Below are 18,487 nucleotides of genomic sequence, written 5' to 3' on the forward strand. Positions count from 1 at the left end.
CTACTTTTACTATAGAAGGAGATTGTGTCATGACAAGAAACTCAGATCGTTTTATTACTGCATTTAATCGCATTGATAAAGCAATGGATAATGAAATTGGAAATAGTAAAGGTATCGGATTTTCCAAGGCGGTAAGAATTCTTACAAAATATAATCCGGTTGTTCGCCGATATAAGGATGATTTATTAGAATTCGCCGAGCTTAGGAATGCAATCGTGCATAACCGGATGGATACGGATCAAGTAATAGCCGAGCCCCATGACTCTGTCGTGGAGCAAATAGAACAAATTGAAAGTGAAATCACGAAACCTAAGCAAGTCATTCCTCAGTTTGAGAAAAGAGTACTATCTTTTGATTTAAAGGATTCTCTATCCCGTCTATTAGATGCCATTCATGGGAAAGGTTATTCCAAATTTCCTGTATATGATGGGGCAGACTTTAAGGGATTAATTACAGAAAGTGGTATTACCAAGTGGTTAGCAAAGAATAAAGATGCTATCATCGCTGAAGTTACTATTGAACAAATTATGCCCTATCAAAAGGAAAATAATTACGAATTTATTGCAAAGAATGCTTCTGTCTATGAAGCGGTAGAGGTGTTTAAAGAGAATATCGGTAAAGGAAACCGAATTGATGCACTTCTTATTACAGCTGATGGTGAACGAACCAATAAACTAAATGGTATTATTACTACTTGGGATATTATGGGGATACAGTAACAAACTAAATGAAGTTCAAACACGACTACTGTCAATGTTTGAACTTCATTTTAGTTTACCGAGAACTGGTAATTCACTTCTTCTACGAACTCTCCAGCTTCAAACGTTCTTTCTGTAAAAGATACCTGATTGTCGTAATCAACAGTTAGCACTGTCGAACAACGTGTTCCATACTCCGGAAGCTTGATAAACATCGAGGATAACTTTTTCTCTAACTGTAATCCTATTCCTGTATCAGGAAGGGATTCTTCGTGCGCTTGATCCGTGTTAGCTAGAATTTGGAATAATTCTTCTTTTTCGACGTTATCAGTAGATTTTAGATAGTTACGTAATCTTTCTTTACCCTTTACTACCTTTGGCCAGGGTGTGTTAAGAAAATGATTGCTTAATCCGTGTGTTCCTGGTGGGATGGTAGTAACTTTATCCTCAATGTTGTTGAAATACAGGAGTTGATCCACATCTCCAACGAGAACATTAAAACCGACATAGTCAGATTTCTTTTTACTTAACTGATCTAAAAAGGAGCTTGCGACTTTACTTGATTCTAAATAATCTGCTACAATATGACCCCGTGAATGTTTGCTTGGTTTCATATGTGCTGGGTCTCTGTAGTTCGTTATCGCAGCGAATCGGCCACTCTTGGTCATTCCTAACCAAGTCCCCATTTGCAATAAATCTCTTCCTGCTAGGATATTTGGCTTATCCTGCCAAAACTGTGCTTGTGCAGTAGGGCGATTGTAGGACTCATCTCGATTTGCTGCTAGGACTAATTTATATTTTGGATGTTCTTGTACTTGGAAAAGAATCAGACACATAAGTTAACTTGGCCCCCCTTTTTTTTATTATAGGTTATTGTTATTGAGCGAGTACATTCGTATGTTTTGATGATATTTGCTATAATAGGAAGTTATTAGCATCAGTGGCTATTGGATACGGAAACAAATAGCTTACACACAGACATAAAATAGTTGTCTTGTGGTATCAATAAACATGAGACGTTAGAGAAAGAAGGCTACATTATGGTACATCATCAAGAGGTACAAACTGGGGAGAATGTACGGAAAGTTCCCCTTTTAATTGTGTTGTTAACAGGTGCGTTTGTAGCAATTTTAAATCAAACTCTGTTAGTTACAGCTTTACCAGTTATTAAAGCTGATTTAAATATTGATGATAATACGGTGCAATGGTTACAATCTATCTTCTTATTAGTTAATGGGATTATGATTCCGATAACTGCATTTTTAATTGCTCGTTTTTCAACAAGAGGATTATTCCTTTTTGCAATGGGATCATTTGCCGTTGGTACAATGGTGTGTGCAATTGCACCTGAATTCTATACATTATTAATTGGAAGAGTCCTCCAAGCAGCTGGGGCAGGTATTATGATGCCACTCATGCAGACCATCATGTTTTTAATTTTCCCTATCGAAAAAAGAGGTGCTGCGATGGGACTATTCGGATTAATTATTTCCTTTGCACCTGCAATTGGACCAACATTATCAGGTTATTTAGTCGAGCATTATCCGTGGCGAAGCTTATTTTATGTAGTTCTTCCAATAGCAGTTATTGATATTATCGTAGCATACTTTGTACTAGTCAATGTCACAAAGCAAACCTTTCCAAAAGTGGATATTCTCTCGATCGTGTTATCCACTCTAGGTTTTGGTGGGTTGCTATATGGATTTAGTGTTGCTGGGTCGAAAGGTTGGACTAGTGGAGAGGTAATCATCACAATGATTGTTGGTGGAATTATTCTTACCTGGTTCATATTAAGGCAGTTAAAATTAAAGACGCCAATACTAGAATTTCGAATATTTAAAGATAAGTTATTTACATTAACTACAGCACTTGGTATGACTGTCTTTTTAGCGATGATAGGTGGGGCGGTGATCCTACCATTGTTAATGCAAGATATGTTAGGGTTCTCCCCAGTAGAATCTGGTTTGGCTTTATTACCTGGTGCAATTATTATGGGACTAATGAATCCAGTAACAGGGAGACTGTTTGATAAGTTTGGGGCGAAGTGGCTATCTCTAGTGGGTCTCATCCTTATTACTTTTACAACATTCATGCTGAGCATTCTCACGACTGAAACGACTTTTACTTATATAGCGACCGTGCATGGATTTCGAATGCTTGGTATTGCGATGGTAATGATGCCTGTTACAACAGCTGGATTAAATCAACTCTCCAATGAAATGTTGCCACATGGTACAGCAATGAATAATACATTACGTCAGATGGCAGGAGCAATTGGTACAGCGTTACTCGTCACAATTATGACATCAACTGCCATTCCAGAAGAAGGACTAAGTGGAGCAATACATGGTGTTAATATGGCATTTGCAGTAGCTGGGATAACAGCAGCAATTGGGTTAGTGATTACATTGTTTATCAAGTATGACCAGCCAAAAAGAGCTAAAGGATAAACTATATGATGGAGACAAACAGACGAACCGTGATGGATTCGTCTGTTTTATTTTTTTGCAACTATAGCTTTCAATATTGTTCTGAGACCTGAATCTGTATCTTTATGAATACTAACCTTTTCAATAAAAGGAAAATCATTTGGAGTAACAGATAATTTTGCTAGTGGTTTTATTCTATCCTCACATACCCATTCATCCCCAATACCACCTTTTTTAAAGGGAGACTTTGGAAATATGTAAATTGTTCCATTAACCCAGCGGTTGAGTACATTACTATTATTTGTAGAAAAATAATAATAGTGTTTTTTACCTTTTTTAGTTGTAACGGTTAAACAGAGGTTTCTAATCGACCCATCATATCCATCTCTATTTAAAACAGCGAAAAAAATAGACCATACGCCGTCAGAAGAAGCAAAAACGGCTTTAATCGGCGTACCATTAAATAAAGAGCTATTTTTAGGTTCAAATTCTCTAATATTAGGATTATTAGAACCGTGTATTAACACTCCTTTTTCCTCAATTATATAGTTCAAAAACATATATAAAGGATACTCACTCGTATATGAAAAAAGGCTACCAGCACCAATGGAAATGTAACGAGTATATAATTCTTCAAATTCAGTAATTGCCTGTTTAGGCAAATTCAACTCTTTTATCTTTAATAAATGTGTTATATCTAGGAGGGCCTTTTTAAGTGGACTTCTATTCAACTATCCCACCTCCAAATAGGTATAAGTCCTTAGCCTTATTATATCATTTGTATTAATTATTTATAGATGATTCTGAATCTAATGGTTAACTATACATTTTGCAGTCAAATAGAAGGAAAAAATGTAATAAGTGAAGAATATGTTAAGGAAGAGAGGAGGATGAAATAATGCTTAAAAAGCCTAATAAATTGCAACCGGGTGATACGGTTGCAACAGTAAGCTTATCTTGGGGTGGTGCAGGTGATCCGGAACTCAGGTGGCGTTATGACCAAGGAGTTAAACGGTTAAAAGAAGTCTTTGGGTTGAATGTAATTCCAATGCCTAACAGTCTAAAAGGAACAGATTTCGTTTACAATAACCCCGAAGCTCGTGCAGCAGATTTAATGGAGGCATTTCGGGATCCAAATATAAAAGCGATTATCTCCAATATAGGAGGAGACGATAGTATCCGTTTATTGCCTTATATTGATTTTGAGGTAATACGAAGTCACCCAAAGATATTTATGGGTTTTTCGGATACGACTATTTCTCATCTCTTTTGTTTAAAAGCAGGAATCTCATCCTTTTATGGTCCGGCTATCATGACAGACTTTGCAGAGAACGTAGAGATGCACCCTTATACTATCGAAATGATCAAGCGTACACTTTTCTCAAATGAACCATTAGGCGAAGTTAACGCTGCTCCGGAATGGACGAGTGAGTTTGTTGCATGGGAAGAGTCTAATAAAAATAGAAAGAGAATAATGAATCCGAATAAAGGATATGAGATTTTGCAGGGAAGCGGAATCGCTCGTGGCCACTTAATTGGTGGTTGTATAGAAGTCTTGGAGTTTGCTAAAGGAACTAGCATTTGGCCAACACAGGAGCAGTTTATTAATAGTATTCTATTCTTTGAAACATCAGAAGAAAAGCCTGTTCCAAGTTCTATCGGTTATTGGTTGCGGAATTATGCTGCACAGGGGATATTAGACAAAATAAACGGGATTATTTTTGCTAAGCCTAAAGATGAGAAATATTTTGAGGAGTATAAAATGGAAATCAAAAAGGTACTAAGTGAGTATGGTCTAGAGGAACTGCCGGTACTATATAATCTTAACTTTGGCCATACGGAACCGAAATTTTTACTACCCTATGGTGCAATGTCTGAGATTAACTGTAACGAGAGAACATTCTCCATTATTGACAGTGGAGTGGAATAGTTTAATCACCGTCCTTCATAGAAATAAAGTATGGAGATTTTTAATTCCAAAAAGGAGACATGTCAATGAAGATATTAGTAATTGGTGCCAGTGGAACGATTGGAAGTGAAATTTGTAAGGCTTTAGCACATCATGATATTATTCGTGCCGGAAGAAATGGCCTAGATGTTTCAGTTGATAACACATCCATCCAAAGCATTAAAGATATGTATGAGAAAATTGGAAAAGTCGATGCAGTTGTGAATGCAGCTGGAGGCGCCAATTTTGCTTCCGTCTCAGAACTAACTCCTGAACTGAATGAGCGGGGAATAGAAAGCAAATTAAAAGGTCAGGTTAACTTAGTATTACTAGGTTTAGACTATGTGAATGACGGGGGAAGCTTTACCTTAACTACAGGAGTCATGATGGATGATCCGATTCGTATGGGAGCTTCAGCAGCAATGGCAAATGGCGGTGTGAAGGCTTTTGTCAAAGCTTCTTCCATTGAAATGCCTAGAGGAATCCGAATTAATAGTGTAAGTCCTAATATTGTAAAAGAGTCCTATGAGAAGTTGGAGAAGTTTTTTGTTGGTTTTGACCCAGTTCCAGCAAGCCGTGTAGCCTTAGCTTACCGCAAAAGTGTAGAAGGCGCGCAAACTGGTCAGAATTATGAGGTTTATTAAATGTGTTGTGGAGTAGCGCCGAGGTAGGGGATTGCCTTGGCGTTTATTTTGATTGGTTCGGGAGTAGGTATCAACCAATTTTTACGGAATATCAACCGAAATGAATGTTTTATCAACCAAATATTGAGATGTATCAACTGAAATCAATTGAGTATCAACCGATAGTGTGAAACATCAACTGTTTTGGGGTAACATCAACCAAAAGAATGGACATATCAACCGTTTACTCAACTAGGTAAGTCTTCATTCCAGCCTAGTCTAATATGTTAGAATGAAAGAAAAGAAAGGTGGAGATAACATGGACGTTTTCAAAGCAATTCAAGACCGACGTGAAATTACTAGTTTTGAAAGTAAACCAATTCCTGATGAGGTATTAGAGCAAGTAGTGGATGCTGGGCTGTTTGCACCAACAGGTAATAATCTACCATCAAAGAATCTAATCGTTGTTCAGGACCGGGTGATGCTGGACAAATTGGCAGAAACAACACCGTATATGAAGTGGTTAACGGAGGCGCAGGCAGGAATTGTGGTTACTGGTAAACCGAATGTGAGTAAGTATTGGCTTCAGGATGCTTCGTTTGCTTGTGCGTTTATTTGGCTTGAAGCGGTAGAGCTTGGACTCGGTTCTGCCTTCGGTGCGGTATATCATTCAGAAGATGCAGAGGAGTCACAAAAACGTGAGGGTTATGTACGGAACTTAATTAATATTCCGGATGAACAACGAATTGTTGCCGTTTTAGGTCTAGGTTTTCCAGCGACGACACCGAAACCCAAAAAGCATGTGCCTCGAGAAGAAGTCGTTTTTTATGAGAAGTTCGGAAAAAGCGGTAAATAGGTGTCATTCATGTTAAAGGGTATTATTTTTGACCTAGACGATACATTATTAAACGATAAAAAAAGCATTGAAGCGGCTTTTCATGCAACAGTCGAACTGGCTGTACAGAAATATTCAATTGATGGCGATTTACTAAAGGAGAAAGTTCGGGAGTGGGCCCGTAAACAATATGCTACTTACTCAACCTATGATTTCACACGGGAAATTGGTATTAACCCGTTCGAGGGATTGTGGGGGACATTTGAAGATAAGGGGGAAGATTTTCAGGCATTACATAAAATTGCTCCTGATTATCAACGAATTGTCTGGAGGGAAGGATTAGAGGCGTTGGGCATTCGTGATGATGACCTATCAAATGAGTTGGCAAAAGCCTTTCCGGCGTTTCGAAAACAGCATCCATTTGTATTTGAGGACACGTTTACGGTGTTAAATCAGTTAAAGGATAACTATCAGTTAGTGATGCTAACAAATGGCTCTCCATCCCTTCAGAAAACAAAGCTTGAATTAACTCCTGCATTACTTGCTTATTTTGATACGATCTTTATTTCTGGGGACTTCGGTATTGGTAAACCGGATCCAAGTCTATTCAACTATTTACTGGAAGAGACAGGTTTAACAACAAGTAATTCGATTATGGTTGGAGATAATTTAAATACAGATATACTAGGGGCAAATCGAGTTGGAATGAAAAATGTCTGGATCAATCGGAACAACCAGAAGACAAAAGAAATTCAACCAACCTATGAAATTGATAAACTAGTAGAGCTGGTACCGATTATTAATAGCCTATAAAGCAAAAATCTAGCTTTCTGCGTAAGAAGGCTAGATTTTTTACGTTTATATAGTTTTCCTCAACCCACGAAATACTGCCCATGTAATTACAAGTACTAATCCACCGAAAATAAAAATATCCAGCTTCATATTCATCACATGATCAAGGCCACGTAAAATAGAATGCCAAAAAGGCTCTGGGATGTGTTCTTCACGATCATCTGAATAATTAATATGAGCAACAGAGTCCCCACCTAAAACAGGTTCCCAGCCATAGTCGCCTTCTTCAAGCCAAATCGTAAGAACATCATCTAAAGCGATATCCATTCTTTTGCCACCGACATATTCTCCAACATCCCACAGTGGAATGTACGTATAATATACCTCAACAGTGTTGTTGTCGAAAACATCATCAGGAGCCTTGATTACTTCTGATACTTCCATTTTCATTTTACGCAACTGGACAGGATGTTTATCATTTCTAGTCATATCCTGATAAAACTCATCTGCAATAACTGTTCCAACAAGCTGGTAAGGTGCTTCTTCATTCAACCGTTTTACTTCTTCTGGATCCATAGCGGCTGATGCTGACTTCAGATAAGTACTCCCGATAAGCAACATACATAATATAATTAACATCCTTCTACTAATCTTAGAAACACGCATCTCCATACCCCTTCTATAAGTCGATAGCTCGCACACTATGAATCTCTACTAGGGATAGAAGCTCCTGTAGTACGTCATCATTAACATGTTTATCAACAGCTAGCATCATAATCGCGTCCCCACCAATATCAGAACGGTCAACCTGCATCGTTGCGATGTTGACGTCATGTTTAGCGAGTAGGCTTCCCATTTTACCGATAACTCCCGGCTGATCCGTGTGATGAATGACGATAATGTGCCCTTCTGGTTTTATATCGACACGATAATGATCGACCTTTACAATTCTTGGGCCTAATCCGCTAAGTAATGTTCCAGCAACACTACGAGTTCCTGATTTTGTTTTGAAAGTAACGGTGATGAGATTGGAGAATCCTTTTTTCTTATACGTTTTATTTTCAAGAATATGAATACCTCTTTTTTCAGCAAGATAAAGGGCGTTTACTTCGTTTACATGGGTACCAAGATGTCGTTTCAACATCCCTTTGATAACTTTCCTACTTAGTGGGGATAATTCGTTATTAATCAGCTCTCCTGCATACGTAATGGAAACTTCTTCGACCACTTCATCTGTTAAATAGATGAGAAATTCTCCAAGCTTCTCAGAAACTAGAAAGTATGGTTCTACCTTTTGAAGTATTTCATTATCAAGTGATGGCATGTTGACTGGATTTCTAACCGTGTCATCGTTAAAGTACCTGATTATATCATGACTTACATCTATGGCGACATTTTCTTGTGCTTCGACCGTGCTTGCTCCAAGGTGTGGCGTAGCGATCACTTCTGGCAGCTCGAGCAGCTTATGGTGTAAGAATGGTTCCTCCTCAAAAACATCTAAAGCAGCGCCAGCAACTTTTTTTGAGAGGATTGCTTCATAGAGCGCATCTTCATCAATTATCCCACCGCGAGCACAATTAATAATTTGCACCCCTGTTTTCACTTTTTGAAAGGCTTCTTTATTCAGTAGATGTTTTGTTTCTTTTAGTAGCGGTGTATGCACTGTGATAAAATCTGCAACTTTTAACACATCATCGATACTCCCGTATTTAATCCCCATTTTTTCTGCTTTTTCTTTTGTAAGGAAAGGATCGTAGGCAATGATATTCATGCGTTGACCGCGTGCTCGATAAGCAACTTCTGCCCCAATTCTTCCTAGTCCGATGATGCCAAGCGTCTTGCCCTTTAGCTCTACACCGATATAGCGTTTGCGATCCCATTTATTTTCCTTTAACGCTAGATATGCCTGTGGGATTTTTCGTGAAAGTGCCATGAGCATCGCCATCGTATGTTCTGCAGCTGAGTTCGTATTACCATTTGGAGCATTAACGACAATTATTCCGTGCTCCGTAGCGGCGTTCATATCGATATTATCAACGCCAACACCTGCACGACCAATTATCTTTAGATTGGTTGCTCGTTCAATGACTTCACGGCTAACTTGCGTCTGACTCCGTACAATGAGGGCATCAAATTCATGAATGTTTTCAAGTAAATCCTCAGAATTCCAATTGGAAGGCTGAGTAATGTTTATATTGTATGCTTCTTTAAGTGGCTGGATCCCATCCTCACTTAATGGGTCGGAGATAAGTACATGATACTGTCTCATGATGATCCCTCCTGTAAATATGTAACTTGTGCTGCTTTGACACCGTCACCAAGGTTGATTTGCTTTCCAATTTGCTGGAGTCCTAATTCGATACAACTAATGGTCTGTAGGACATCGGCTGGTGTACAGTAACCCATGTGACCGATTCGGAAAATATTTCCCTTTAGGTGATTCTGACCACCAGCAAGAACAAGACCGAAATCCTGCTTTAACTTTTTTCTCAAAACATCGGCTTTAAAATCGTCTGGCTTAATGGCGGTAACAGTAGGTGAAGCATCTTGGTCATTTGTTAATAATGGGATGTCGAGTGCACGGAACGCAGCCCGTGTCATATCTTTCATCAATTGATGTCGTTGGTAGACCGTTTCAAGTCCTTCTGAATGAAGTAATTGCAGTGATTGCTCGAGTCCAAATAATAGGGAGAGAGCTGGAGTGAAAGGTGTAGAGTCTTGTTGGATACTAGATCGGTACTTTCTTAAATCTAAGTAAAAGCGAGGTTGATAGTTTTTTTCGATTATATTCCATGCCTTTTTACTTGCAGCAATAAACACGAGCCCAGGTGGGAGCATAAGTGCTTTTTGTGAGCCCGTCACACAGACATCAATTTGCCACTCGTCAAGTTTGGTTTCTACAGCGCCTACACAGGAAACACCATCGACGATGACTAGGGCATCTGAAACTTCTTTAACAGCTTTTGTAAGTTGCTGAATCGGATTGAGGACACCAGTAGAAGTTTCGCAATAGGTTGCAAAAACTGCTTTAATGGAAGGGTTGTTAGTTAAATATGTTTTAATTTCATCAGGAATAAGTGCCTTTCCCCACTCATATTCAACTCTTTTAACTTGTAGATGGTAGGCTTCACAAATTTTTGCAAAACGATCGCCGAAAGAACCTGTAACGACCACTAGCACTTCATCTTCAGGGCTAACTGTATTTACAACTGCTGCCTCAAGCCCAGCTGTTCCACTTCCAGCAAGGGTTACAACTTCCTCCTTTGTGCCAAAGATGCTCTTTAACCCTGGTTGGATACGTTGTAATAACTCCTTTGTTTCTTGATCACGATGCCCAATCATTGTTTTCATCATCGCTTGCTGAACCGTGGGTGGAATTGGTGTCGGGCCTGGAATTCGCAGTAATTGATAATCATTCACGATATGCTACACTCCTTTCAAATATACAAAAAAACATCAGGATAATCCTAATGCTTTCTTCTTAAACGACGACGTTTTCTTGCAGAAGGGTTTTCTTCTACGTTATCATTTACTTGTTCTCTGGGTTGTTTATTAAAAGCAAGGCGATTGGAAAGATAATATAACCCTTCTTCTAGTACAATTAATAATATGATGATAAAAATAATCCAAAACCACATAGGGAGGTTCCTCCTGAAATTCGGTATATAGTATTATTAGTTATATTACATTTTACCAAAGTTCGGTAAAATATTTTATAGTTTTTTACATTTATCCTTGAATTTTTAAAAAAGGTGAGGGAATAGAATGATGAAATCGGTGAAAGTAGCGGTTGTTGGAAGCATTAATATGGATTTAACGGTAACAACGGATAGAGTACCAGAAAAAGGGGAGACAGTTCTCGGGAAGGAATTTGCCACTTTTCCAGGAGGCAAGGGTGCAAATCAAGCTGTAGCAGCATCAAGGCTAGGAGCAACAGTTCAATTAATTGGAGCGGTAGGTAATGATACTTTTGGTACTGAACTATTAAAACATTTACGAGAAGAAAATATTCATACGGAAGGAGTAACGGTGGTAGAATATATTGCTACAGGTACGGCTACAATTATTTTATCAGAAAAGGATAATCGGATAATTGTTGCTCCTGGGGCAAATGCTTTTGTAACTCCTGAATTAGTGGAGAGGCATATAGAAATCATTCAAAACAGTGATGTGATTTTATTACAATTGGAAATACCACTTGAAACGGTTCAGTATGTTTCAAAGATAGCTCAGGAGTTTAATATTCCAGTTATAATAAACCCTGCTCCATATCAAGATTTACCAGCAGAAGTATTAAAAAGCGCAACGGTCCTTACACCTAATGAAGTGGAATTTCAAGAAATGCTTCACTCTGTGTCTAAGGAGACGATTCAAGATAAACTCATTATAACGAAAGGTTCTCTAGGATCTTCCTTTTATAAAGAAAGCAATGAACTATCCATCCCAGCCTACAAGGTAGCTGTTGAGGATACAACTGGTGCAGGTGATACGTTTAATGGCGCGTTAGCTGTTCAATTAGGGGGAGGAGCGACAAAAGAAGAGGCAGTGCGATTTGCCAATGCAGCTGCAGCAATCTCTGTTACTAAGATCGGAGCGCAGGCGGGTATGCCAACAAGAGAAGCAGTAAACAACTTTATAAGGAATAACGAATAGGGGGAACAAGTGGCTAAGTCCACTTGCCATATTCCCCTTTACAAGGGGTTTACTTTTATTTCTTCCTCGATCATCTCATCTAGCCGTTTAATCAGCGCGATTGCCTTCTCCTCGTCAATTTTACGGTAATGATGTAATCCACCCGTTTCTTCGTCCATCTCGTCAGCTAGCTTTGTGATTTCTTGAAGCGGTGTACGCTTAATAAAACTATCTTTAATATAAGAATCGGTATGAAATAGAATGGCAAAAGCTATGTCTTTTGCATATTGGGGATTTTCACCTAAGCGTATCAATAATTTATGCGCTCTTTCTGCCCCTTTAATAGCATGAATGTCATTTTGTTTATAAAGGTTATAATCCCACCGGCCATTTTTATACCACGTATAGTGCCCCATATCGTGAAGTAAAGCTGATTTTGTTGCAAGGTCAACCGACACTTTACGTTCTTTAGCTAAATCAAACGCATGGTAGGCACAAGTTATTGCGTGAGCAACCCCAGAACGAGATAAATACTTCTTAGCAATACGATGGCTATATACTTCGGTGAGTGTAACATATCTCATCTAACGTCCTCCTGACAATTGTTAAATTTTTAGCATTTTACCATATAAAACGAACTATAACAATAAGGAGATTGGAGCAGGTGCACTACTAAATTAAAGCGGCATAGTACTAAGTAATACAGCACGATAGCCGCTCATTTCCTTTATTATTTCCAAACTACCTTAGTAATATCTACAATACATGCGTCTTATCTAATTCCCTGAACTATGATGTAAATAAACCTAATACTACGCGAGCACAAACGTTATGGTAGTGAGCTAACTGTCAAGGTGTAATTTTCTTTAAATTTAAAAATATTAATGAACATAATGGTAGTTATTGGTATGATGATTATAGTGAAAGGTGGGTGCGATATGCCACAACTTAGTCCAGAAGAAAAAAGAGAAATTGTACGGGAAGAGCTTCATCAATTAGTGAAGGCTCGTTACATTAATATGAATATAGCTGCCAAAATTGTCAATGCACATGCAAAGTATTATAAAAATACGCCTAGGGTTAACGAGATAAAGCAGGAAATTGTGAAACCGGAAGTATCAAAGGTCGAACCAAAAGTAACGATTTCTCCTCAACCAGAGCCAGTGCAACCTAAAAAAGAAGTTGTACAGCCAAAACCAGTGATTCAACCGAAAAAGAAATTATCTGATCAACAAATTAGAGATAGGAACATTACTTGGGGCTTAAACCTAGGAGTAATATTACTACTTTTAGCGGGATTGGTTTTTGCAACAAGTACTTGGGATACACTTAGTGCCTGGGCGAAAACAGGATTATTTATTACCGTCGCAATCTTATTTTACGGTTTAGCTTGGTTTACCAGTCGTATATTACATATAACGAAAACAGCTTTTGCATTTTTAGTACTGGGTAGTTTATTTCTCCCGATTATAGTCGTTTCCGCTGGTTATTATGAATTATTTGGGAACTATTTATCTTTATTTGGTGAAGGTAAGTTTTTATATGGCGCGCTAGGTACATTATTGGTCTTACCAATTTATGCTTATTTTGCTATGAAGCTATCGTCACGACTTTTTGTATGGTTTTCTTATGTTGCTTTGAGTGTGTTTGTCGGACTACTGATCGCAGCATTATATCTACCAATTGATGGATTCTATCTAGGAATCATGCTATACAATGCTGCGTTAATTGTTGGCTATCGGTTGGTTAAAGGAAATGCCAAGCTGAAGCAGTTTACGAAAGAATTTATTTCTTTTATTCAAGCCAATCTCATTTTGTCCACATTACTCACGCTTGTATTTTACGATAATGAGTTAATGTATAGCTTTAACTTACTATTAACAGCTGTAATCTATTTTTCTATGATTTTTGTAACGAATCAAAAATCGTATCATTTTGTTTTTACAGCCATGCTTATTTATAGTGCTTATCAATTAGTAGAAAACTCGATTCTAGTAGGAGCTGGAGAAATTGCATATGCACTATTGGGGGTACTATTCTTAGCTTTACCGAAGTTAGTTAAGGAAGCGGGAACGTTACAAAAAGTATTCCAAATTACAAGTGCGGTTGTTTCTTCTTTAGCCTTTTTGTATATCAGTTTCGAGGGCCTTATTTTACGAATGGGTGAAGGGTCGCTTGTTTTACTTATTGCTTATATCATTATTGCCTTGAACTTTGCCTATTTGGCATCACTAGTTAAAAACGAGTTGTTCAATTATTTAAGTCCTATTTTCATCATAAGTGCACTTTACCAGCTTACTTTATTGGGGCAACAATTGTTTGATTATGAGTCTATCATTTTACCTGGATATACTTTAGCTTTCCTATTCTACATTGTAGGTGGTTGTTTACTAAACGTATCCTTGTGGAAACCGTTGAAGACTAGTACTCGTGATGTTAGTAGTCTTGCGATGCTGATTGGCTTATTAGTGGGCCTTGTGACATTTATGGAGTTTGAGCTCAGTGTGATGCTATTTTTATTAGCTGCTTTAGCCATTATTATATCGAAGTATGAAACTCGTAAGGAATTTGCTCAGATTGCCCCTTGGCTGCATCCTATAGCACTAGGTTTTGCAGTTGCGGTATTATACTTCTATGTTGTGAAACCAGATGATTTCTTTAGAATAGATCCATTCCAAGCAGAGGGGATTATTTATGGAAGTTTAGCAGTTTTAGCAGTTAGTTATCTTTGGAAGACGATTAATAAAGCGAATTTCTCGGAAAGTAGCTTTTATATTGCACAACTATTCTATGGGCTCGGCATTCTGCAGAGCTTTATGTCGGAGCCAACTACAAGAGCGTTGATTACACTTGGTGGAATAGGAATGGCGTTCTTACTTTATCGGAGAACAGGTTGGAAGGCAATACCGTATGTCTTAAGCAGTATTGCGCTATTGTTCTACTTTAGTATTCTAAATGTCATTCATGATGAAGTGGCAAACCTGCCATCCTTATTCCAATGGGTTGAATTTGTGTTGGGAACTATTCTTTTCCTAGTAGTTGGATGGATGATTGGCAAGAAGGATCAACTGCTTAGGAGTGCATTTTATTGGATTGGGCAAATTTACTTACCATTTGCTTTAATCGTAACAGCTCTATTCAATGAAGCCGATGCAGTTTGGGCCTTCCTAATTGCAACGATGATATACGCAGTAACAGTGAGGGCTGTAACTAAAGAATGGCAAATAAAAACCTTCTTCTATGCTGGATGGACCATATTATGGGTTACATTACAATTAGCAATAGCTAAGTTCGAATGGAATATTGATTATGTTTATACGTATTTAATCATCAGTGTTCTCCTATTTGTTAGCTGGATGATAGGGAATGAAATTTGGAAAAAACGTATATTTTACTATTTTGTTCCTTTCTCGAGCATAGGAATTCTAGGCTTTACAATGAGTTATCCATATGATGTATCGATGTTTGTCATAACGATTCTTTATGGAGCACTAGTGCTATTCGTACTACACCGCATGAAATGGGATATTCTTTCGGCTATACCGTTATTTAACATGTATTCCGGCATGTTGAACTTCAGTAATGGGGATACTGTGCTAGCGTATGAGCCATATATTCAAGCAGCCTTTGGAGTGGTGTTACTAGCGATTGGAAGAGTACTCTATCAAACTCTTTATCAGATGAAGGGCAAGTATTTTAAACTGGATTGGTATACCATATTTGCATTTATTGCTTTCTTCAATCTATATCAGTTCACTATTCTGACTGATAACCTAGCATTCAAAGTTCTGCCTGGTATCTTAATCGTTGGTGGTTTATTGATGAATAGAAAGAGAGTTGCAGACATTTCGTCCACATGGCTAACATTTGCAGCGTTTGTCTTGGCACTACAACCCTACTATGCATTACTAGGACACGTTGAATTACCGGCCTTATTTGAAAGAGAGTTTTATGTATTACCTTGGATTGCCGTAGTTATCGTTCTTCGGAATTATGTCATGAGGGATAATAAAGAACTGACCAATTATATTCAGTGGGCAGTACTAGTAATCGTAGCATTACTTCTAGTTCAGGATGGTCTCGCAAGTAATACGATATATGATGCTTTAATCGTTGGTGTGCTTTCACTGGCTTCACTTGTAGCAGGGATGGTTTACCAAATGAAATCCTTCTTCTTTGTCGGTGCAGGTGTGCTGTTATTCAACGTGTTCATGCAAACTAGGCCATATTGGGGTAATGTTCCTTGGTGGGGTTATCTATTAATTGCTGGTTCTATTTTAATAGCGATTGCCAGTTATAATGAGTGGCAAAAGCAGAAATCTTCAGAAGGAAAAGAGACACTAGTTTCCAAGTTTAAGAAGAATGTGATTGAGCGGATGAAGAATTGGGATTAAATTTTAAATCCAAGAAGTTTTTGTAGATTACTAGTTAGGGGGAAGGGTATTGGAAATTTTGGCATTTTCTGTTGCTGCGGGTGCTTTTGGTTTAGTATCAATAGCATATTCTAAAATAGAGAAACTGGAGAAAAGAGTTAAAGAATTAGAAAATAAAAATTGAAATACTAACACGAGGTTGGGACATAACTCAAGCAAGGGTAGTAAAAGACGAACAAACACTACATTAGCCCCGGAAATATACGGAGACTCCTGTGGGAGGATAGGCATAGGTGAGACCCCGCAAGAGCGTTAGCTCTGAGGAGGCTCACCAGCCGCCCACGGAAAGCGCAGTATATTTCCGGGGCGTGTTATGTGCACTTATAACAATGTTCGATTTTACCTTTGATAGAAATACTTTTGTCCCGGTCTCTTTTTGTTTCATTTTGTTTAATTTGACTTGTAAGGCTTTTCAATGGTTAGAATAAATATAGTGCTTGAATAGGATGTAAAAGGAGACAAAACAACATGTCACAACAAAGCATTATTTTTTTCGATATAGACGGTACGCTATTGGATCATAACAAGGAGTTACCAGGCTCCACGAAAAAAGCGATACAAGAACTAAAAACAAAAGGTCACATCGTAGCTATAGCAACAGGTCGTGGACCTTTCATGTATCAACAGCTTCGTGAAGAATTAGGAATTGATACATATGTTAGCTATAACGGTCAGTATGTAGTAGTGGAGGGAGAAGAAATTTATGCGAATCCATTACAGTATGATGCGCTAAAAGAACTGACGGAAAAGGCTCTAGGTAATGACCATCCTGTTTTATATATGGATCCTGATGGGATGAACGCAAATGTAGAAGAACATCCCGATATTATCGAGAGTATCAGTACACTTAAAGTAGGATTGCCTACGTACAATCCTACTTACTATGAAGATAATCTTATTTTCCAAACGTTATTATTTTGTACCAAAGAAGAAGAAAAACAATATATTGATGCTTTCCCGGAATTTGATTTTGTCCGTTGGCATCGTGTTAGTACTGATGTGTTACCAAAGGGCGGCTCAAAAGCAAATGGAATTGAGCAAGTTATGAAGAGATTACAACTTCCTAAAGAAAATATATATGCTTTCGGTGATGGATTAAATGATGTTGAAATGTTAACGAAAGTAACCAATAGTGTTGCAATGGGCAATGGAGAAGAAGAGGCCAAGGCAGCAGCTAAGTATGTAACAAAATCTGTTGATGAAGATGGGATCTTGCATGGATTGAAAATGGTAGGTTTGCTATAAATTGGGGTGCTGCTGTAAAAGTGTACAGCAGCATTTTTTGGTTACAGATAAAAGCTTGTCATGTTATCATTAAAGTAACGTTATTAATAAAGGAATGTCCAATTATGAACTTTGTATCCATAGATTTTGAGACAGCAAATGAAAAGCGCCATAGTCCATGTGCAGTAGGAATAGTAGTTGCAAATGAGACAGAAATCGTCGATGAGTATTATAGTTTAATAAACCCAGAAACATATTTTAACCCGTTTAATATACGAGTACATGGGATTGTTGAGGATGATGTGTTGGATGCGATGACATTTTCCGAGATATGGCCAACATTAGAAAACTATTTGTCAGGTAATCTCGTTGTTGCTCATAATGCAAGTTTTGATATGAGTGTTATTCGTCAGACGCTGGACCGAGATAGACTATCTTACCCAGAGTTAGATTACTTATGTACTGCAAATATAGCAAAAAGAGTATGGCCAAATATGCCTAATCATAAGTTGAATACATTAGCAACTCATCATGGCTTTTCACTAAATCACCACAATGCTCTAGAGGATGCACGAGTAGCAGCACAAGTGATGCAAAAAGCTATTGAAACTTTTGATGTTGATTCGGTTGATTTGTTTCTGAATCAATGTAGTATCACCAAGGGTCGGATTTTTGAACGGGGCTATTATCCTCCTAAAGTAAAGCGAACAAAGACGAAAAAGCCTACAAGACTATATCTCTAATTCAAAAGGAAGATATTACCTCAGAAGGGGTATCTTCCTTTTTGCTATCTTATAATTCAATGTAAATAAACACTAATAGTTAGATATCGCGACACAAATAGTGTATCCTTTTTACTGTACATATTTTTGG

The 18,487-nt window shown here is 37.9% G+C and carries 17 protein-coding genes; 10 read left to right on the forward strand and 7 right to left on the reverse strand.

All coding sequences use genetic code 11. The features are described from left to right. The first annotated feature begins 29 nt into the window (after positions 1-29). Positions 30-719: a CBS domain-containing protein gene (locus TE34_RS00300; RefSeq protein ID WP_047982822.1), complete on the forward strand. Its 690-nt coding sequence runs from the start codon at positions 30-32 to the stop codon at positions 717-719. 50 nt (positions 720-769) lie between these two features. On the opposite strand, the gene TE34_RS00305 is transcribed toward TE34_RS00300, so the two are convergent. Beyond that, positions 770-1,534 carry an NRDE family protein gene (locus TE34_RS00305; protein WP_047982823.1) on the reverse strand — a complete coding sequence of 255 codons (765 nt, stop codon included), beginning with the start codon at positions 1,532-1,534 and terminating at the stop codon, positions 770-772. Positions 1,535-1,738: 204 nt separating this feature from the next. Between TE34_RS00305 and TE34_RS00310 the strand changes: the two genes are divergently transcribed. Beyond that, positions 1,739-3,148 carry a DHA2 family efflux MFS transporter permease subunit gene (locus TE34_RS00310; RefSeq protein WP_047982824.1) on the forward strand — a complete coding sequence of 470 codons (1,410 nt, stop codon included), beginning with the start codon at positions 1,739-1,741 and terminating at the stop codon, positions 3,146-3,148. 47 nt (positions 3,149-3,195) lie between these two features. Here TE34_RS00310 and TE34_RS00315 read toward each other — a convergent pair whose 3' ends face one another. Further along, positions 3,196-3,858 (reverse strand): hypothetical protein, encoded by a 663-nt coding sequence (locus TE34_RS00315; protein WP_053074917.1) that lies wholly within the window; start codon positions 3,856-3,858, stop codon positions 3,196-3,198. A 167-nt stretch (positions 3,859-4,025) separates the two neighbouring features. On the opposite strand from TE34_RS00315, the gene TE34_RS00320 reads away from it, so the two are divergent. The 4 genes from TE34_RS00320 (at position 4,026) to TE34_RS00335 (ending at position 7,346) form a co-directional block, all read left to right on the forward strand. Beyond that, positions 4,026-5,057, forward strand: coding sequence for a S66 family peptidase (locus tag TE34_RS00320; RefSeq protein WP_047982825.1), 1,032 nt, complete (start codon positions 4,026-4,028; stop codon positions 5,055-5,057). A 65-nt stretch (positions 5,058-5,122) separates the two neighbouring features. After that, the gene (locus TE34_RS00325) at positions 5,123-5,719 is read left to right on the forward strand and encodes a short chain dehydrogenase (RefSeq protein ID WP_047982826.1); all 597 of its coding nucleotides are present in this window, start codon (positions 5,123-5,125) and stop codon (positions 5,717-5,719) included. Between the two features lie 298 nt (positions 5,720-6,017). After that, entirely contained in the window at positions 6,018-6,554 is a 537-nt protein-coding gene (locus tag TE34_RS00330; RefSeq protein WP_047982827.1) for a nitroreductase family protein, read from the forward strand. A 9-nt stretch (positions 6,555-6,563) separates the two neighbouring features. Further along, a complete protein-coding gene (locus tag TE34_RS00335) occupies positions 6,564-7,346 on the forward strand; it encodes an HAD family hydrolase (RefSeq protein ID WP_047982828.1) in 783 nt (260 codons plus the stop codon). A 45-nt stretch (positions 7,347-7,391) separates the two neighbouring features. Here TE34_RS00335 and TE34_RS00340 read toward each other — a convergent pair whose 3' ends face one another. Genes TE34_RS00340 through TE34_RS20885 form a run of 4 tightly spaced genes read right to left on the reverse strand, consistent with a single transcriptional unit; the run spans position 7,392 to position 10,963 of the window. Beyond that, positions 7,392-7,991, reverse strand: a complete 600-nt coding sequence (locus TE34_RS00340) for a hypothetical protein (RefSeq protein ID WP_047982829.1) — start codon at positions 7,989-7,991, stop codon at positions 7,392-7,394. A gap of 13 nt (positions 7,992-8,004) precedes the next feature. After that, on the reverse strand, positions 8,005-9,594 hold the full coding sequence (serA, locus tag TE34_RS00345) for a phosphoglycerate dehydrogenase (RefSeq protein WP_047982830.1): 1,590 nt from the start codon (positions 9,592-9,594) through the stop codon (positions 8,005-8,007). Then, positions 9,591-10,748 (reverse strand): pyridoxal-phosphate-dependent aminotransferase family protein, encoded by a 1,158-nt coding sequence (locus TE34_RS00350; protein WP_047982831.1) that lies wholly within the window; start codon positions 10,746-10,748, stop codon positions 9,591-9,593. The genes serA and TE34_RS00350 overlap by 4 nt, the downstream gene beginning before the upstream one ends. Before the next feature lie 44 nt (positions 10,749-10,792). Then, the gene (locus TE34_RS20885) at positions 10,793-10,963 is read right to left on the reverse strand and encodes a hypothetical protein (RefSeq protein ID WP_157037552.1); all 171 of its coding nucleotides are present in this window, start codon (positions 10,961-10,963) and stop codon (positions 10,793-10,795) included. A 130-nt stretch (positions 10,964-11,093) separates the two neighbouring features. Here TE34_RS20885 and rbsK point away from each other — a divergent pair, with 130 nt between their 5' ends. After that, complete coding sequence (gene rbsK / locus TE34_RS00355; protein ID WP_047982913.1) at positions 11,094-11,978, forward strand: ribokinase; 885 nt, start codon at positions 11,094-11,096, stop codon at positions 11,976-11,978. A 38-nt stretch (positions 11,979-12,016) separates the two neighbouring features. Here the strand turns inward: rbsK and TE34_RS00360 are convergent, their stop codons facing one another. Further along, entirely contained in the window at positions 12,017-12,541 is a 525-nt protein-coding gene (locus tag TE34_RS00360) for an HD domain-containing protein (protein ID WP_047982832.1), read from the reverse strand. Between the two features lie 354 nt (positions 12,542-12,895). On the opposite strand from TE34_RS00360, the gene TE34_RS00365 reads away from it, so the two are divergent. The 3 genes from TE34_RS00365 to TE34_RS00375 all read left to right on the forward strand — a co-directional run bounded on the left by TE34_RS00365 (position 12,896) and on the right by TE34_RS00375 (position 18,357). Further along, positions 12,896-16,351 carry a hypothetical protein gene (locus tag TE34_RS00365; RefSeq protein WP_047982833.1) on the forward strand — a complete coding sequence of 1,152 codons (3,456 nt, stop codon included), beginning with the start codon at positions 12,896-12,898 and terminating at the stop codon, positions 16,349-16,351. A 507-nt stretch (positions 16,352-16,858) separates the two neighbouring features. Further along, positions 16,859-17,635 carry a Cof-type HAD-IIB family hydrolase gene (locus TE34_RS00370; protein ID WP_047982834.1) on the forward strand — a complete coding sequence of 259 codons (777 nt, stop codon included), beginning with the start codon at positions 16,859-16,861 and terminating at the stop codon, positions 17,633-17,635. A gap of 104 nt (positions 17,636-17,739) precedes the next feature. Next, positions 17,740-18,357, forward strand: a complete 618-nt coding sequence (locus TE34_RS00375) for a 3'-5' exonuclease (RefSeq protein ID WP_047982835.1) — start codon at positions 17,740-17,742, stop codon at positions 18,355-18,357. Positions 18,358-18,487: the final 130 nt, after the last annotated feature.

It is taken from the genome of Ornithinibacillus californiensis (genome assembly GCF_001038485.1).
Taxonomy (GTDB): Bacteria; Bacillota; Bacilli; order Bacillales; family Amphibacillaceae; genus Ornithinibacillus; species Ornithinibacillus californiensis.

What these genes read in the sequence shown, in the direction of transcription:
- TE34_RS00305 (WP_047982823.1), bottom strand. Translation starts at nt 1,534, where the DNA reads ATGTGTCTGATTCTTTTCCAAGTACAAGAACATCCAAAATATAAATTA.
- serA (WP_047982830.1), bottom strand. Translation starts at nt 9,594, where the DNA reads ATGAGACAGTATCATGTACTTATCTCCGACCCATTAAGTGAGGATGGG.
- TE34_RS20885 (WP_157037552.1), bottom strand. Translation starts at nt 10,963, where the DNA reads ATGTGGTTTTGGATTATTTTTATCATCATATTATTAATTGTACTAGAA.
- TE34_RS00360 (WP_047982832.1), bottom strand. Translation starts at nt 12,541, where the DNA reads ATGAGATATGTTACACTCACCGAAGTATATAGCCATCGTATTGCTAAG.
- TE34_RS00340 (WP_047982829.1), bottom strand. Translation starts at nt 7,991, where the DNA reads ATGCGTGTTTCTAAGATTAGTAGAAGGATGTTAATTATATTATGTATG.
- TE34_RS00300 (WP_047982822.1), top strand. Translation starts at nt 30, where the DNA reads ATGACAAGAAACTCAGATCGTTTTATTACTGCATTTAATCGCATTGAT.
- TE34_RS00375 (WP_047982835.1), top strand. Translation starts at nt 17,740, where the DNA reads ATGAACTTTGTATCCATAGATTTTGAGACAGCAAATGAAAAGCGCCAT.
- TE34_RS00320 (WP_047982825.1), top strand. Translation starts at nt 4,026, where the DNA reads ATGCTTAAAAAGCCTAATAAATTGCAACCGGGTGATACGGTTGCAACA.
- TE34_RS00335 (WP_047982828.1), top strand. Translation starts at nt 6,564, where the DNA reads ATGTTAAAGGGTATTATTTTTGACCTAGACGATACATTATTAAACGAT.
- TE34_RS00325 (WP_047982826.1), top strand. Translation starts at nt 5,123, where the DNA reads ATGAAGATATTAGTAATTGGTGCCAGTGGAACGATTGGAAGTGAAATT.
- TE34_RS00330 (WP_047982827.1), top strand. Translation starts at nt 6,018, where the DNA reads ATGGACGTTTTCAAAGCAATTCAAGACCGACGTGAAATTACTAGTTTT.
- rbsK (WP_047982913.1), top strand. Translation starts at nt 11,094, where the DNA reads ATGAAATCGGTGAAAGTAGCGGTTGTTGGAAGCATTAATATGGATTTA.
- TE34_RS00370 (WP_047982834.1), top strand. Translation starts at nt 16,859, where the DNA reads ATGTCACAACAAAGCATTATTTTTTTCGATATAGACGGTACGCTATTG.
- TE34_RS00310 (WP_047982824.1), top strand. Translation starts at nt 1,739, where the DNA reads ATGGTACATCATCAAGAGGTACAAACTGGGGAGAATGTACGGAAAGTT.
- TE34_RS00365 (WP_047982833.1), top strand. Translation starts at nt 12,896, where the DNA reads ATGCCACAACTTAGTCCAGAAGAAAAAAGAGAAATTGTACGGGAAGAG.